Below are 14,114 nucleotides of genomic sequence, written 5' to 3' on the forward strand. Positions count from 1 at the left end.
GCGCCGTCGTTTCCCCGGGGCCACATGCTGGCATTGCTCGTACAGGTAGAAAACCGCCGCCTTGCGCCGGGCGCATTGATCGGTCGGGCAGCTCCGGTGGATCTGCAGGATGCTGTCCGCCAGTTCCACATTGAATCGTTCCGGTACGGCATCGCAGCTGTCGGAGATCGGGGCAGCTCGCTGCTGGGACCATGGCGTGCGCACCACATACCTCCTTCCGCTGACACAGAATGGAATATCCGATCCGGAGGTCGCGCAAACCCTGGCATTATGAGTGCGATCCACATCACCGTCCAGTACTCGCCGCTCATCGCACAGGGAGTCCGGAGTTGGAAACAGCGAAGAATCGCGAGATCGAGTCCGACGCCGTCTGGCGGCGTGGCGACGACAAGGCGGAGGGCGTCGAAATCGCCTTCCTGTCCAGCGGAAATATCGGCCTGCGGGATTCCCGCAACCCGGACGGGCCGGTGCTGGTGTTCACCCCCGGGGAGTGGCGGGCGTTCGTGGCCGGCGCCAAGGACGGCGAATTCAACCGTCCCGGAGCCTGATTCGCCTCTGGGAACCGATCGGCGCCGGGTGACCGAAGCGCTGCGCGCTATGCGCCGATCGCCCCGGCGATGGTCGGCCAGGAATCGTGCAGGCCGTCCTGCCAGTACGACCAGGAGTGCGTGCCCACCGGGCTGTAGTCCACGCGCGCAGGGATATTCAGATCCCGCAGCCGCTGCGCGAAGGTATCGACGCAGGCGTTCACACCGAATTCGATGGGACCGCCGAAGAAGAGGTTCTCCGGCAGCTGCGGTTTGATCTCCAGCTCGTGCGGGCCGGGCAGGCCGGTACCGGTGGACAGGTAGATGGTCTTACCGCGCAACCGGTCGGCCATGAGCGCCGGATTGTGTTCGGCCCAGGCCGGACTGGTGGGCCCGCCCCACATATTGAACGGATTGCCGCCGCGATTGGCGATGGAGAACATGGTGGCGCCCTGCGCGATGGTGGTGTCCGGGCAGGCGCTGTACCCGGCGACGGCGCGATACAGGTCCGGATGCCGCACAGCGAGGGTGAAGGCGGCATTGCCGCCCATGGACAACCCGCCGATGGCGTTCACCCCGTTACCGGAGAAATAGTCGTCGACGAGGGGCGGAAGCTCTTCTGTCAGAAAGGTTTCCCACTTGTACCGGCCGAAGCGCGGGTCGTCGGCGATCCAGTCGGTGTAGTAGCTGGCCTGCCCGCCCATGGGCAGCACCACATTCACGTTCTTGTCCCGGAAGAAGGGCTCGGCGTCGGTGGCATTGGTCCAGGTGCTCTGGGTTGCGCCGGGGTCGAGACCATCGAGCAGATAGAAGCTGGAGCGGGATCCGCCGCCGGCTGGATGCAGGACCTGCACCTCAATGGTCCGGCCCATTGCGGGCGAGTCGACGAACATTGCGGAACGGTTGGCGTTCAGGTCGTCGACCCTGATGACGCTGGCCGCGTGGCCGGTGGCAGGTGGCGATAACGCCGGACTGAGCAACCCTGCGGCTATCACAAAAACCGCTGTGGCAACGACTCTTCTACGCATGCCCCACCTCCATCAGCCCACCACGATCGCGTTCCAACGTAACTCGAGCCGCGGGGGGTGCGAGGAATATTCGGTCTATGGCGTGTCCCTGGCAAACCAATTGGTTCGCATATGCTAATGCAGAACGGCTATGAATCGCCAGCGGCGCGCTGCAATACCCCGCGAATGGATCCGGCCAGGTAGTCCAGGTCCGCACGCGCGGGCGAAGTAGGCCGCGCTCGCAGCCCGAATCCGTCCCCTGGAGTACGCGGGATCACATGCAGGTGCACATGGAACACTTCCTGCCCCGCTGTGACTCCGTCGGCGAGAAAGAAATTCACCCCGTCGCACTGCACCTCGGACGCCCGCAGCGCGGCCGCCAACTGCTGCCCGACCCGAAAAAGCTTGCCGCCCATGGCCGGATCCAGCTCGGCCAGACTGCGCGCCGGAACCTTCGGAATCACCAGCAGATGCCCCGGCGTCACCGGGCGAATATCAAGGAACGCCAGCACATCGTCGTCCTCGTACACCTTGCTGGCGGGCGCCTGCCCGGCAACGATTTCCGAGAAGATCGTGTACGGATTCATACCTGCAGCCTGCCAGAAACACCTCGACCCCGGACCGATCGGCCGGGGTCGAGAGTCGAAAGTTCGCCGGTCCCTACAGAATCGGGGCAGGGGTGTAGCGGGCCGCCTCCGGGTTGGCGTCGACGAGCTTCTGCACCTGCGCGACAATGGCGGCGGTCTGCGCCTCGGCGGCGCCGATGAAGGCGGAGCGATCGGCCAGTGCCGCATCCAGGGCGGCACGGTCCAGGGGCATGCGGTCGTCGGCGGCCAGGCGATCCAGCAGATCCGGCTCCCGGCCCTGCTCGCGCATGTCCAGGGCCACGGCCACGGCGTGCTCCTTGATGACCTCGTGCGCGGTCTCACGGCCCACACCGGCCCGGACCGCCGCCATCAGCAGGCGGGTGGTGGCCAGGAACGGCAGGTACCGATCGAGCTCACGACCGATGACGGCCGGGTAGGCGCCGAATTCGGCCAGAATGGTCAGGAAGGTCTCCATCATGCCGTCGATGGCGAAGAAGGCATCCGGCAGCGCGACCCGGCGCACCACCGAGCAGAACACGTCACCCTCGTTCCACTGCGCACCCGCCAGCTCGGCGCCCATGGAGGCGTAGCCGCGCAGGATGACCTGCAGGCCGTTGACCCGCTCGGCGGAACGCGAATTCATCTTGTGCGGCATGGCCGAGGAACCGACCTGCCCCTTCTGGAAACCCTCGGTCACCAGTTCGTTTCCGGCCATCAGGCGAATAGTGTGCGCGAAAGACGAAGGGCCCGCACCGATCTGGACCAGCGCGGAGAGCACATCGTGATCCAGCGAGCGCGGGTACACCTGGCCGACGCTGGTGAAGACATTCTTGAAACCGAGGTGGTGCGCCACCTTCTGCTCCAGCTGCGCCAGCTTGGCCGCATCGCCGTCCAGCAGATCGAGCATGTCCTGGGCGGTGCCCATCGGGCCCTTGATACCGCGCAGCGGGTAGCGGTCGATCAGCTCCTGCAGGCGGGTGAGCGCGATGAGCAGCTCATCGGTCGCCGAGGCGAAACGCTTGCCGAGAGTGGTGGCCTGCGCCGCCACATTGTGCGAACGGCCGGCCATCACCAGCGACTGGTATTCGGCGGCCCGCTCGGCCAGCCGGGCCGCGATCGCCACGCCGTGCGCGTACACGTGCTCCAGTGAGAGCCGGATCTGCAGCTGCTCGACATTCTCGGTGAGGTCGCGCGAGGTCATGCCCTTGTGCACGTGCTCGTGCCCGGCAAGCGCGTTGAACTCCTCGATGCGCGCCTTCACATCGTGCCGAGTGACGCGCTCGCGCTCCGCAATCGACTTCAGATCGACCTGATCGACAACCCGCTCGTAGTCCTCGACAACCCCGGCCGGCACCTCGATACCCAGTTCGGACTGAGCGCGCAGCACCTCCAGCCACAGCCGCCGCTCGAGAACGATCTTGTTCTCGGGCGACCACAGGCGAACCAGTTCGGGACTGGCATAACGGGTAGCGAGGACGTTCGGCACAGAGCTCACTGTGTCTATTTTGCCTCCGCTGCGCTACGGCGGGTTCGCGGCCCCCTTGGTCTCGTTCTTCCCTCCCTCCGCTCCTCCAAGGCGCAGGTCTATGGAGCCGTTCGCTCCCCCGCTCCACTCAGTCCAGAACGAGACGGGCCGCGAACATGAGGCGTTCTAGGCGGGCGGTGCGACTACGTCGATCACTTCCAGGAGTGCGCCTCTGGCCATGCGCCTTGGCTGGGGGTCCGGTTCGCCGAGGGCGGTGACCACTGCGCCGTCGACCACGGCGACGAGTCTGCGGGTCTGTTCGGCCCGCACCACCCGATCCGAGCGGCGCAGCACATCTGCGAGCAGTTCGTCGAGCTGGGCGCGTAGTCGGAACTGCACCTCGCGTAGCTCCGGATGGCGGGCGGAGGCCACCGAGCGCTCGTAGCGGGCAATGAGCTGGCCGCGCGCATCCTCGTCGGCCATATCCGGGCCGACGAGCAGATCGAGCACCAGATCCACGGTCGCCTCGGCGCCACGCCGGCGGTGGGTCACCTCGCCGACCCGGCGGCGCATGGCATCGAGTTCGGCATTGCCGGAGAATTCGACCGCACGCGCGATCAGATCCTCCAGCGATTCGAAGTAGTAGGTGGTGGACGCCAGCGGCAAATCCGCTCGGGTCGCCACCGACCGGTGCCGTACGGCCTCGAAGCCGCCCTCGAGGAGCAGTTCGGCGGCCGCGCACACCAGCGCTTGGCGACGCTTCTCGCCTTTCGGAGTCGTCGCAGTGGTCACGGATGCAATCGTGCCAGTCATCATCGGTTCATCTGACCCAAATCTGTGCGATCTGTGGTGATTCCGGTTCGAACGGCGTTCCGGCGACAAATTCAGGCCAGATAGCGTTCCAACCGGTCCAGTGCTTCTTCGATATCGGCGCTCGCTCCGGCGAACGAGAAGCGCACCGTATGAGTGCCGCTGACCGTGTCGAAGTCGATGCCCGGGGCAAGCGCCACCCCCGTGTGGTCGAGCACCTCGGTACACCATCGCATCGAATCATCGGTCAGGTGAGCAATATCCGCGTATGCGTAGAAGGCGCCGTCCGCCGGCGCCAGATCGGTGATGCCCAATTTCGGCAGACCGGTCAGCAGCAACTGCCGATTGGCGGCATAGCGGGCCACATGCCCGTCGAGTTCGGCCTTGGCCTCCGCACCGAAAGCGTGCACGGCCGCAAACTGCGAAATAGCGGGCGGGCATACGGTCATATTCGAGGCGAGCCGCTGCAGCGCCGGGCGCATGGTTTCCGGGACCAGCATCCAGCCGAGCCGCCAGCCGGTCATGGAGAAGTATTTGGACACCGAGCCGATGACGACCGATTCCCGGGACGTCTCCCACGCTGACGACGTCGGCTCAGTGTTGTCGTAGACGATGCCGTGGTAGATCTCGTCCGAGATGAGCAGCGTCCCGTGCTCGTCGCACCAGCGGGCCAGGGCCGCCAGCTCCGCCGGGGCGATCATGGTTCCGGTCGGATTGGCCGGGCTCGCCACGATCAACCCCGCGGGCGGCTCCGGCAGCGCCTCCAGCATGGCCACGGTCGGCTGGAAACGGGTCTCCGGGCCGCAATCGAGCTCGACCACCTTGCAGCCCAGCGCGGTGAGGGTATTGCGGTAGGCGGGATACCCCGGCCGCGCCACCACCACGGTGTCACCGAGATCGAAGGCGGCCAGGAAGAGCAGCGTGAACGCGCCGGACGATCCGGTCGTCACCACCACGTCATCGGCGCTCACCCGGACCCCGTAGGTGCTCCGGTGATGCTCGGCGATGGCCTCCCGCAGCGCCAGGATCCCGAAAGTCTCGGTGTACCCGAGCAATTCGGAGTCCATGGCCGCCTTGGTGGCCCGCAACACCGCCCGCGGGGCAGGCGTGGACGGCTGCCCCGCAGCCAGCACCAGTACGTCCCCATGGGAACGCGCCCGTTCTGCTGCTGCCTTCCAGACATCCATCACGTAAAAAGGTGGAATGGTCGACCGGCGAGATTCGATACGCACTCGACAGACGGTAGAGCACCCGCTCCCCCGGCTGTCCGCAGATGGCCGCCGGAATGCCTGAGGAGGCTCGCATGCAGGGGGGACCAGCAGCTACCGAGGAGGACTCGGCAGCCCGGCTATCGACAGCCGCCATGGACGGGACCAGCTCGAACGGCGGCAAACCAGGGGGCGAGGACGGCGCCACCGATCTCCCGGAGGTCGAGTTCCCGGAATCGGAGAGAGAGGCCGACTCCGGGCCGCAGAGGTTCCGAGCAGGCGTGGACAGGTACACCCCGGGGGTCAGAGCGCACCTGGCCGGACCGGACGAGCCGCCGTCGCGGCTGCGTGAGTATGCGGTGCGGGCGGGACGCGCGGGGGCACGGGGCGCGGCGCGGGCGCGAAATCAGCTGCCGGTGGTGCGCGATCAGGCCGTCGACATGTGGGCGCGGCGGCCGCGATCTCGGGCGGAGTTCGGGGCGCTGGCCGAGCAGACCAAGGCGCAGGCACGGCAGCAGTGGCCGGTGACTCGGGCGTGGGCGATCAGGCATCGTGTATTGATCGGCGGGGTGGTGGCGGTGCTCGTATTCGCGGGGGCGGACAGCGCGCTGGGGGCCATTCCGATCGACGCGGCCGTGGAACCCGGTATGGCACTGCGGGTTCCGGTGGCGAATCCGCTGCAGATACATACGGTGCCGGAGTCGACGAAGCGGTACCTGGATGCCATCAGCAATGGTGAGCGACTACGGGAGTCGGCAGTGGTGTCCGCCGCGGCGCACGAGACGCTGGATCGGGCCAAGGCCGAAGCCGCCGCCGCGATGTCCGGCCAGCCGCAGCCGTGGATGATCACGCCACCCGCCCCGGACGCCACCCTGCCGCCCGGATTCGCGATCCCGGGCATCGGCGGTTTCGCACTACCCGCGAAGGGCTCGTTCACCTCGGGATTCGGTTCGCGCTGGGGCACCTTCCACGCGGGCGTCGATATTGCCGCCCCGATAGGTTCGCCGATCTACGCGGTCGCGGCGGGCACGGTCATCGACGCGGGCCCGGCACAGGGCTTCGGACTGTGGGTGCGCATCCGCCACGACGACGGCACCATCTCCGTCTACGGCCACATGTACGACTTCTTCGTCTCGGTAGGCGAACGCGTCCCCGCCGGCATGCAGATCGCCCGCATCGGCAACCGCGGCGACTCCACCGGCCCACACCTGCATTTCGAGATCATCATCAACGGCCAGCACGTAGACCCCCAGCCCTGGCTGGCCCAGCGCGGCATCCAACTCACCCCCTGACACGAAACCCGTCATCCCGGCGGGCCCCTCGTCATCCCGGCACGGTTTCGGCCGGGATCCACAGTGGCAGCAGCGCAGCCGAACTCGGTGGATCCCAGCCAAAAGCAGGCCGGGATGACGAGGGGTGTCAGACCGCCGGTGCTGGGACGGTGATCCGGCCTTCGGTGGCCGCGAGCGCGATATCGGTGCGGTAGTGGCCGCCGGGGAGTTTGATGCCGGAGAGTCGGTCGTAGGCGTTCTTGCGGGCCTCGGTGAGGTCGGCGCCGTAGCCGACGATGGCGAGTACGCGGCCGCCGGCGGAGACGATCGAGCCGTCCGCACGCTGCGCGGTACCGGCGTGCAGCACCTCGGATTCGGTTCCGGCGCCGGAGGATTCGGCTCCGGAGATGACATCGCCACTGCGCGGGCGGCCCGGGTAGTTCTCGGCGGCCAGCACCACGGTGACGGCCGAACCGTCCTTCCAGCGCGGCGGCGCGACCTGGTCGAGGGTGCCGGTGGCGGTGGCGTGCAGCAGCTCACCGATCGGGCTGTCCAGCATGGCCAGCACGGCTTGGGTCTCGGGATCGCCGAAGCGGCAGTTGAATTCGATGACGGCGGGCCCGGACTGCCCGATGGCCAGCCCCGCGTACAGCAGGCCGCTGAACGGCACGCCACGCCGGACCATTTCGGCCGCAACGGGTTTCACCACATCGTCGACAATGGCCTGCAGCGTCTCGTCGGTCAGCCACGGCAGCGGCGTGTACGCGCCCATGCCGCCGGTATTGGGTCCGGTATCGCCGTCGCCGACCCGCTTGTGGTCCTGGGCGGGCAGCAGCGGCACCACATTCTCGCCGTCGACGAGGCAGAACAGCGACACCTCGGGACCGTCGAGGAAGGACTCCAGCAGCACCGGATGCCCGTTCTCCAGCAGTTCCGCGCCGTGGTCACGCGCGATCCGGCGGTCGGCGGTCACCACCACACCCTTGCCCGCGGCCAGCCCGTCGTCCTTCACGACCCAGGTGGGTCCGAAACGATCCAGCGCGGCATCCAGCTCGCCCGGGTGATCGACGATCTCACTGTGCGCGGTGCGCACGCCCGCCGCATTCATGACGTCCTTGGCGAAAGCCTTGGACCCTTCGATGCGAGCGGCGGCGGCCGACGGCCCGAAGGCCGGAATGCCCGCGGCACGCACCGCGTCGGCGACGCCGAGCACCAGCGGCACCTCCGGACCGATCACGACCAGATCGGACTTCAGCTCCCGCGCCAGCGCGACCACGTCGTCGCCCGAACTCGGGTCGACCGCTCGCACCTCGACGTGCTGAGCAATCCCCGCATTACCGGGCGCGACCGACACCGCGGTCACCGCCGGGTCCCGGCGCAGAGCCAGGGCGAGGGCATGTTCACGGGCTCCGGAACCGATGACGAGTACGCGCACGGCAGACAGCTTAGGGCGTGCCCGGACCTCGCCACCGGGCGGTTCGCACACACCCCCGCCCTGAGAGACATCTACCCCAAGTTCGCGGCCCGTCTCGTTCTGGACTGAGTGGAGCGAGGGAGCGAAGCGGAGGAGCGGAAGGAGGGAAGAACGAGACAAAGGGGGCCGCGAACCCGCCCGGAGCGAAGCGGAGGGCAAAATACACAGCATGGCTTCTGTTTTCTCATTGATCATCGAAGGTCAGCTGCCGGGCCGGTTCGTCTGGGAGGACGACGAATTCGTCGCCTTCCTGACCATTGCCCCGGTGACGCAGGGGCACACCCTGGTGGTGCCGCGCAAGGAGATCGACCAGTGGCAGGACCTCGACCCCGAAACCTTCTCCCGCATGACCACGGTCGCCCAGCGCATCGGCAAGGCCGTCCGCGCGGCCTGGGACGCCCCGCGCGCGGGCCTGCTCATCGCCGGTCTGGAGGTGCCGCATCTGCACCTGCACGTGTTCCCGGCCTTCGAACTCGGTGACTTCGATATCACCGGCGCCGATCCGGAGCCGAGCAAGGAATCCATGGACGAGGCGCAGGCCAAGATCAAACAGGCGCTGCGCGATCTCGGCTACGGTGCCAACGTCCCCGACTGACCCGTCCGGGGCAGGCACACGCTGAAGGTGGTGCCCACGCCCGGCGTACTGGCCACGGACACCGCGCCGTCGTGCGCGGTGACCAGCGCCTGCACGATCGAAAGTCCCAGTCCGGTACCGCCGCTCACGCGACTGCGGGAGCTGTCGGTGCGATAGAAGCGTTCGAAGACCCGCTCGGCCTGTTCGGGCTCCAGGCCGGGCCCGGTATCGCTGACCTCGAGCAGTACCTCCCGCTCGGAGGGAGTGAGCCGCACCGTGACCGCAGCATCGGGCGGCGTGTGCACCAGCGCATTGCTCACCAGATTGCCGAGGATCTGCCGCAGCCTGGCCTCGTCGCCCGCGATCTCCAGAGTGCCCGTGCCGGAACGGATCTCCAGATCGATCGGCCGCGGGTCCGCATCCGGATTCTGCACCGCCGCTTGCGCGCGGGCATTGTGCACGGCATCGCTGGCCAGTGCCAGCAGGTCCACCGGCCGCCGCTCGACGGGCCGCTGCGCATCCAGCCGGGCCAGCATGAGCAGGTCCTCCACCAGCAGGCTCATCCGCTTGGATTCGCTTTCGATGCGATTCATGAGCATGCCCGGCTCCGTGATCGCGCCCTGCCGATACAGCTCCGAGAACCCCTTGATGGTGGTCAGCGGCGTGCGCAATTCATGACTGGCATCGGCGATGAAGCGCCGCATCTTGGCCTCGGACCGAAGCGCACCCTCCTCGGAAGCCTCGGTCGCCGCGAAAGCCTGCTGAATCTGGGTCAGCATGGTGTTCAGCGATTGCGACAGATGATCCACTTCGGTGTCATTGCCGCGCACCGGAACTCGCTGATGCAGATCGCCGCCCGCAATGGCGGCCGCGGTTCTCTCGACTTCGCCCAGGGGTTTCAGGCTTCGCCGGATGACCAGGCGCGCAACAACTGCCAGGGCCGCCAGCACCAGCGCCCCGATCACCGACTGCAGCAGAATCAGCCGGTCGAGAATCCCCTTGGTCTCATCGAGCCGCAATCCGACTGTGCTGGTGCCGTATTGGTTCGCGGTCCGCATGATCCGCCACTGCTCACCACCGTCACCGATCGAGCCGACCGTAATGGGGTGATGGCCGAGATCGGCCGGCACATCGGGCTCCGTCGAACCCACGTCCAGGTGCAGGACCAGATTGCCGGACGAATCCAGTACGCGCACATAGAGCAATTGCGCGGGACGTTCCCGCTTCCCGGGCGGCATGGGCAGCGGCTCCGGACGCGTGACCCCCGGCTGCGCCCAGCCGTGCGCGGCATCGTAGAGCGACTGATCGATGCGGCCCAGCAGTACATTGCGCATGAGCGAGGTCACGGCCAAACCGGAAACCAGCAGCCCGAGCCCGGCCAGCGAAACCAGCGCCAGCGCCAGCGTGGTTCGCAGCGGAACGGCCGCGAGCCGATCCGACAGCCGGGCGCGTGGGCTCACTTCGCAGCCGACCTGCGATGTGGCTCCCTCATCACATAACCGACCCCGCGCAAAGTGTGGATGAGCCGATCCGGCCCGGTATCCACCTTCTTCCGCAGGTAGGACACATAGGTCTCGACCACTCCGACCTCACCGCCGAAGTCGTAGCGCCACACGTGATCCAGAATGCGCGGCTTGCTGAGCACCGTGCCGGCATTCACCATGAAGTAGCGCAGCAGCGTGAATTCGGTGGGCGACAACGGAATCGGCTCCCCCGCCTTCCACACCTCGTGCGTATCATCGTCGAGTTCGATATCGGCGAACCGCAGCCGCGACGACTTCTCCTCCGGCGCAGCACGTCCCGCCCGCCGCAGTATCACCCGCAGCCGGGCCACCACTTCCTCGAGACTGAACGGCTTGGTCACGTAATCGTCGGCCCCGAGGGTCAGTCCGGTGATCTTGTCCTCGACCTCGTCCCGCGCGGTCAGGAAGAGCACCGGGGCATCGATCCCGTCCGCCCGCAGCCGCCGTAGCAGCCCGAAACCGTCCATCCCCGGCATCATCACATCCACGATGAGCGCATCCGGCCGGAACATCCGCGCCCGATCCAACCCTTCGGTACCACTACTGGCCGTAGCCACCTCAAACCCCTGATACCGCAAACTCACCGACAACAACTCGACGATCATCGGTTCGTCATCGACCACCAGCACTTTGGCTTCGGCCTCACGGGGCGCGGGCACACCTGTCATGACCTCATCCTGCTGCCTCGGGCGTCAAAGTTCCTGGACCTCCGCTGGGAGTTTCCTGGGAGGCGTAGATCCAAACGCAGTGAGTCGAGCAGGATTCCTACCGAGAAACCACCCCGCCCTGACAATGGTCGGGGTGGTTCTCCTTTCAGCGACGTGGTTGTTGCGGTGCCGGGACCAATTATCCGAGCAGGCTGCTCAGCAGCGGACCGATCACCGGAATCGAGCTCGCGCTACCGGTTCCACCGGAGGGCGCGGCCGGCGTGCAGCTGCTTCCAGCGGGAGCGCTCTGCACAACGTTGATGTTGGGAAGCATGTCATCGATGATGGCATTGGGACCGCGAGTCGGGTCGTAGGCGTACGCCACCAGCGTCGTCGCCCCTAAGTAGGTCGGCGTCCATTTCACGGTCATACCTTGGCCTGCGACGTACGGCAGAGTTGAGATTTCGACGTTGGTTCCCTGCGGATACGGTGCCCATTGGAACGTAATGTCCTGATAGCCCGACGCCTGGGCCATGAGTGCGGTGGCATCGGCGGCAGCCAGGGTGATCGTGTAACTGGTGCCCGCGCAGTACGCCGGCGAGGCCGAAAGCTGCAAGGTGGAAACCACCGCCGCGGATGCGGTCGTGGCTGTCACGATCGCGGCCACCCCCATCGCTGCCATGGCAGCGAATCCGACACTCGAGCGACCAAGAATCGACATTTTCATACTTCGTTCCCCACTTACCAAAGCCCCTTGTGTATCAAGAGGGACGGCGCAGCTTATCCAAGCCGGAGAACCCGCATTCGGTAAATCGGCAGCCGATTCATGCACTCCCGCAGTGACTTTCGCCATAGCCTCGCAGGGATCGGGGCAGCTCCCGTGGCACCCCGAAACCGAGCCACACACAAACCGTCGGCCCGGGATAAAGCCCAGCCGCCTCCCCCGTGACCGTTAAAGATCCGGGGAGGCGGCTCAGAGCCCCCTGTCAGGATTGAACTCTCGGGATCATCTTGATCAGGGCCGGTACCGAGGTGGTATCCGTAGCCTCCCGCACACGTGACCCCGGATCGTTCGAATGGATCCGGGGACGTGACAAGGGCGAACTCTCGCGGCTGGCCAAGGCCAACGGCATCCGGTTCGATGCGGCCAGCACGCGGGCTGACGGAGGCCGCGATCGGGGGTGCGCGCTTGCGGCGGGTGAAGATGGCGGCGGCTGCGCTGCGGCATACCGCCGCCAGTCTGGCCGTGTCGGCGGGGGCGAATGTCAAAGCGGTGCAGCGCATGATGGGCCACCAGTCGGCGGCCATGACGCTGGATATCTACACCGATCTTTTCGATGACGATCTCGATGCCCTGGCCGACCGGCTGGAGCAGAGTGTGTCCAAAGTGAGGCCAATCGCCAGTCTTCCGGCTGTGGCTAGCGCGTGAGAAAGGCTCCGACCTGGGCCGGAGCCTTTCTCTCGAACTGAGCCCCCTGTCAGGATTGAACTGACGACCTTCGCTTTACAAGAGCGGTGCTCTACCACTGAGCTAAGGAGGCAGGTTAAGCGATGCCATCATAACGGGACGCATCGACCGGGCGACACCGGGTTTCGGGTACGGAACGGCGATCCGACGGCGCTACGCAGAGCCCCGACCGTCCGGTGGTTGCAGACCGGTCGAAACTAGGTGAGCCGACTGCGCGGAGAGTCGGCTTCCCTTGGTTGTCCCGTGCAGGCGGGAGAGGTCCGGATATGGCCGGGTGACACTGTGGCACCACCCGACCGCAGCCGGAACCGTTCCTGCGCAGTATCGGGTCAACCGCTGTGTATCAGGACTGCGCCGCCTGACGTGCCGCGTCGTCGGCGGCCATGGCATCGCGAAGGCTCTTGGGACGCATATCCGTCCAGTTCTTCTCGACGTACTCGACGCACGCGGCGCGCGAGTCCTCGCCGAATACGACTCGCCAACCCGCAGGAACCTCGGCGAATGCCGGCCACAGGCTGTGCTGTTCCTCGTCGTTGACCAGGACGAAGAACCGGCCGTCTTCGTCATCGAAAGGATTGGTGCTCATTTCACCTCACTGGATACTGGCGCTGTGTACAGGAACGCTGAAGGACCATCCGAGCGCTGGGTTTGGGTACCGCAGCGCAAGGACGAACCCCCGACGTTGATTCGACCCTAGCAAGGCGGGCGTTACGCCTGGGCGGTTACCTTCAGCCCGCGAAGAATTCCAGCAGGATCTTGTTCACGATCTCGGGTCGTTCCAGGTAGCCGTAGTGCCCGGCATCCGGGACCTCCTGATAGCGGGCGCCCGGAATGACCTCGGCGACCTCGCGTGCCAGGTATGGGGGAATCATCCGGTCATCGGCGAAACCGATGGACAGGCAGGGCACCGTGATCTTGCGGTAGGCGTCCACGCGATCGAAGTCGTGGTCCATGCGCCGCTGTGCGCGCACACCGGGCGTCACCGGGCCACCGGTGAATTCGAACAGGTCCAGCCAGTCGCGGCCCGCGTGCGGGTCCGCCAGGGTCGCCGGAGACAGGTTCATGAGGGCGGTCATGGCCGCGTCGTACTTGGCGGGCAGCCGCACACCGGAGACATCCAGATCGTGCTCACCGATCGACAGCGTCTTCTGCAGCTGGTCGAGCCGTGCGTGCCCGGCCATGAATACGGCCTTGCGCACCAGCTCCGGCCGGGCGAGCGCCAATTCCTGCGCCACCCGCGAGCCCATGGACTGGCCGACCACCAGGGCAGGTCCCTCGCCGAGGAATTCGATGAGCCCGGCGGTATCGCCCACCAGCTCGTCGATGGTCATGCCCTGGGCGGCCTCGAAGGACGGCGCGATGCCGCGATTGTCGAAGGTGCACACCTGGTATCCGGCGGCGACCAGCGCGGGCACCTGGTGCAGTTCCCACACCCGCCCCGGGCTCCCCGTCCCCATGATCATGACGACCAGCGGACCGGACCCCTTGACCTGGTAGTTCAACGAGATTCCGTGCACCGTGGCCAACGGCATTACTGCGACCCCTTCATCGAA

The 14,114-nt window shown here is 66.5% G+C and carries 15 protein-coding genes and 1 tRNA gene; 4 read left to right on the plus strand and 12 right to left on the minus strand.

The features are described 5' to 3' along the window. Positions 1-329 precede the first annotated feature (329 nt). Positions 330-548, plus strand: coding sequence for a DUF397 domain-containing protein (locus tag JWN03_RS33535; RefSeq protein ID WP_441343103.1), 219 nt, complete (start codon positions 330-332; stop codon positions 546-548). 47 nt (positions 549-595) lie between these two features. Here JWN03_RS33535 and JWN03_RS33540 read toward each other — a convergent pair whose 3' ends face one another. The 5 genes from JWN03_RS33540 to JWN03_RS33560 all read right to left on the minus strand — a co-directional run bounded on the left by JWN03_RS33540 (position 596) and on the right by JWN03_RS33560 (position 5,628). Beyond that, entirely contained in the window at positions 596-1,555 is a 960-nt protein-coding gene (locus JWN03_RS33540) for an alpha/beta hydrolase (RefSeq protein WP_297623356.1), read from the minus strand. 128 nt (positions 1,556-1,683) lie between these two features. After that, positions 1,684-2,121: an HIT family protein gene (locus tag JWN03_RS33545; RefSeq protein WP_297623358.1), complete on the minus strand. Its 438-nt coding sequence runs from the start codon at positions 2,119-2,121 to the stop codon at positions 1,684-1,686. 73 nt (positions 2,122-2,194) lie between these two features. Next, on the minus strand, positions 2,195-3,616 hold the full coding sequence (gene purB / locus JWN03_RS33550) for an adenylosuccinate lyase (protein ID WP_297623360.1): 1,422 nt from the start codon (positions 3,614-3,616) through the stop codon (positions 2,195-2,197). Positions 3,617-3,772: 156 nt separating this feature from the next. Further along, on the minus strand, positions 3,773-4,378 hold the full coding sequence (locus tag JWN03_RS33555; RefSeq protein ID WP_297623362.1) for a TetR/AcrR family transcriptional regulator: 606 nt from the start codon (positions 4,376-4,378) through the stop codon (positions 3,773-3,775). 92 nt (positions 4,379-4,470) lie between these two features. Then, positions 4,471-5,628 carry a pyridoxal phosphate-dependent aminotransferase gene (locus JWN03_RS33560; RefSeq protein ID WP_297623364.1) on the minus strand — a complete coding sequence of 386 codons (1,158 nt, stop codon included), beginning with the start codon at positions 5,626-5,628 and terminating at the stop codon, positions 4,471-4,473. A gap of 71 nt (positions 5,629-5,699) precedes the next feature. On the opposite strand from JWN03_RS33560, the gene JWN03_RS33565 reads away from it, so the two are divergent. Next, a complete protein-coding gene (locus JWN03_RS33565; RefSeq protein ID WP_441343104.1) occupies positions 5,700-6,896 on the plus strand; it encodes a M23 family metallopeptidase in 1,197 nt (398 codons plus the stop codon). 127 nt (positions 6,897-7,023) lie between these two features. Here JWN03_RS33565 and purD read toward each other — a convergent pair whose 3' ends face one another. Beyond that, the gene (gene purD / locus JWN03_RS33570) at positions 7,024-8,310 is read right to left on the minus strand and encodes a phosphoribosylamine--glycine ligase (protein ID WP_297623366.1); all 1,287 of its coding nucleotides are present in this window, start codon (positions 8,308-8,310) and stop codon (positions 7,024-7,026) included. A 208-nt stretch (positions 8,311-8,518) separates the two neighbouring features. Here purD and JWN03_RS33575 point away from each other — a divergent pair, with 208 nt between their 5' ends. After that, positions 8,519-8,944, plus strand: a complete 426-nt coding sequence (locus tag JWN03_RS33575; protein WP_297623368.1) for an HIT family protein — start codon at positions 8,519-8,521, stop codon at positions 8,942-8,944. On the opposite strand, the gene JWN03_RS33580 is transcribed toward JWN03_RS33575, so the two are convergent. The 3 genes from JWN03_RS33580 to JWN03_RS33590 form a co-directional block, all read right to left on the minus strand. Further along, positions 8,920-10,383 (minus strand): sensor histidine kinase, encoded by a 1,464-nt coding sequence (locus JWN03_RS33580; RefSeq protein ID WP_297623370.1) that lies wholly within the window; start codon positions 10,381-10,383, stop codon positions 8,920-8,922. The genes JWN03_RS33575 and JWN03_RS33580 overlap by 25 nt on opposite strands. Beyond that, on the minus strand, positions 10,380-11,114 hold the full coding sequence (locus JWN03_RS33585) for a response regulator transcription factor (RefSeq protein ID WP_297623373.1): 735 nt from the start codon (positions 11,112-11,114) through the stop codon (positions 10,380-10,382). The genes JWN03_RS33580 and JWN03_RS33585 overlap by 4 nt, the downstream gene beginning before the upstream one ends. Before the next feature lie 178 nt (positions 11,115-11,292). Then, on the minus strand, positions 11,293-11,775 hold the full coding sequence (locus JWN03_RS33590; protein WP_297623375.1) for a hypothetical protein: 483 nt from the start codon (positions 11,773-11,775) through the stop codon (positions 11,293-11,295). 459 nt (positions 11,776-12,234) lie between these two features. Between JWN03_RS33590 and JWN03_RS33595 the strand changes: the two genes are divergently transcribed. Next, complete coding sequence (locus tag JWN03_RS33595) at positions 12,235-12,522, plus strand: tyrosine-type recombinase/integrase (protein ID WP_441343105.1); 288 nt, start codon at positions 12,235-12,237, stop codon at positions 12,520-12,522. 40 nt (positions 12,523-12,562) lie between these two features. Here the strand turns inward: JWN03_RS33595 and JWN03_RS33600 are convergent. The 3 genes from JWN03_RS33600 to JWN03_RS33610 form a co-directional block, all read right to left on the minus strand. Beyond that, a tRNA-Thr gene (locus JWN03_RS33600) sits at positions 12,563-12,634 on the minus strand. A gap of 270 nt (positions 12,635-12,904) precedes the next feature. After that, on the minus strand, positions 12,905-13,147 hold the full coding sequence (locus JWN03_RS33605) for an MbtH family protein (protein WP_019931522.1): 243 nt from the start codon (positions 13,145-13,147) through the stop codon (positions 12,905-12,907). 142 nt (positions 13,148-13,289) lie between these two features. Beyond that, on the minus strand, positions 13,290-14,093 hold the full coding sequence (locus tag JWN03_RS33610) for an alpha/beta fold hydrolase (protein WP_297623434.1): 804 nt from the start codon (positions 14,091-14,093) through the stop codon (positions 13,290-13,292). Between the last annotated feature and the right edge of the window lie 21 nt (positions 14,094-14,114).

The organism is Nocardia sp. (genome assembly GCF_025465275.1).
Lineage (GTDB): Bacteria > Actinomycetota > Actinomycetes > Mycobacteriales > Mycobacteriaceae > Nocardia.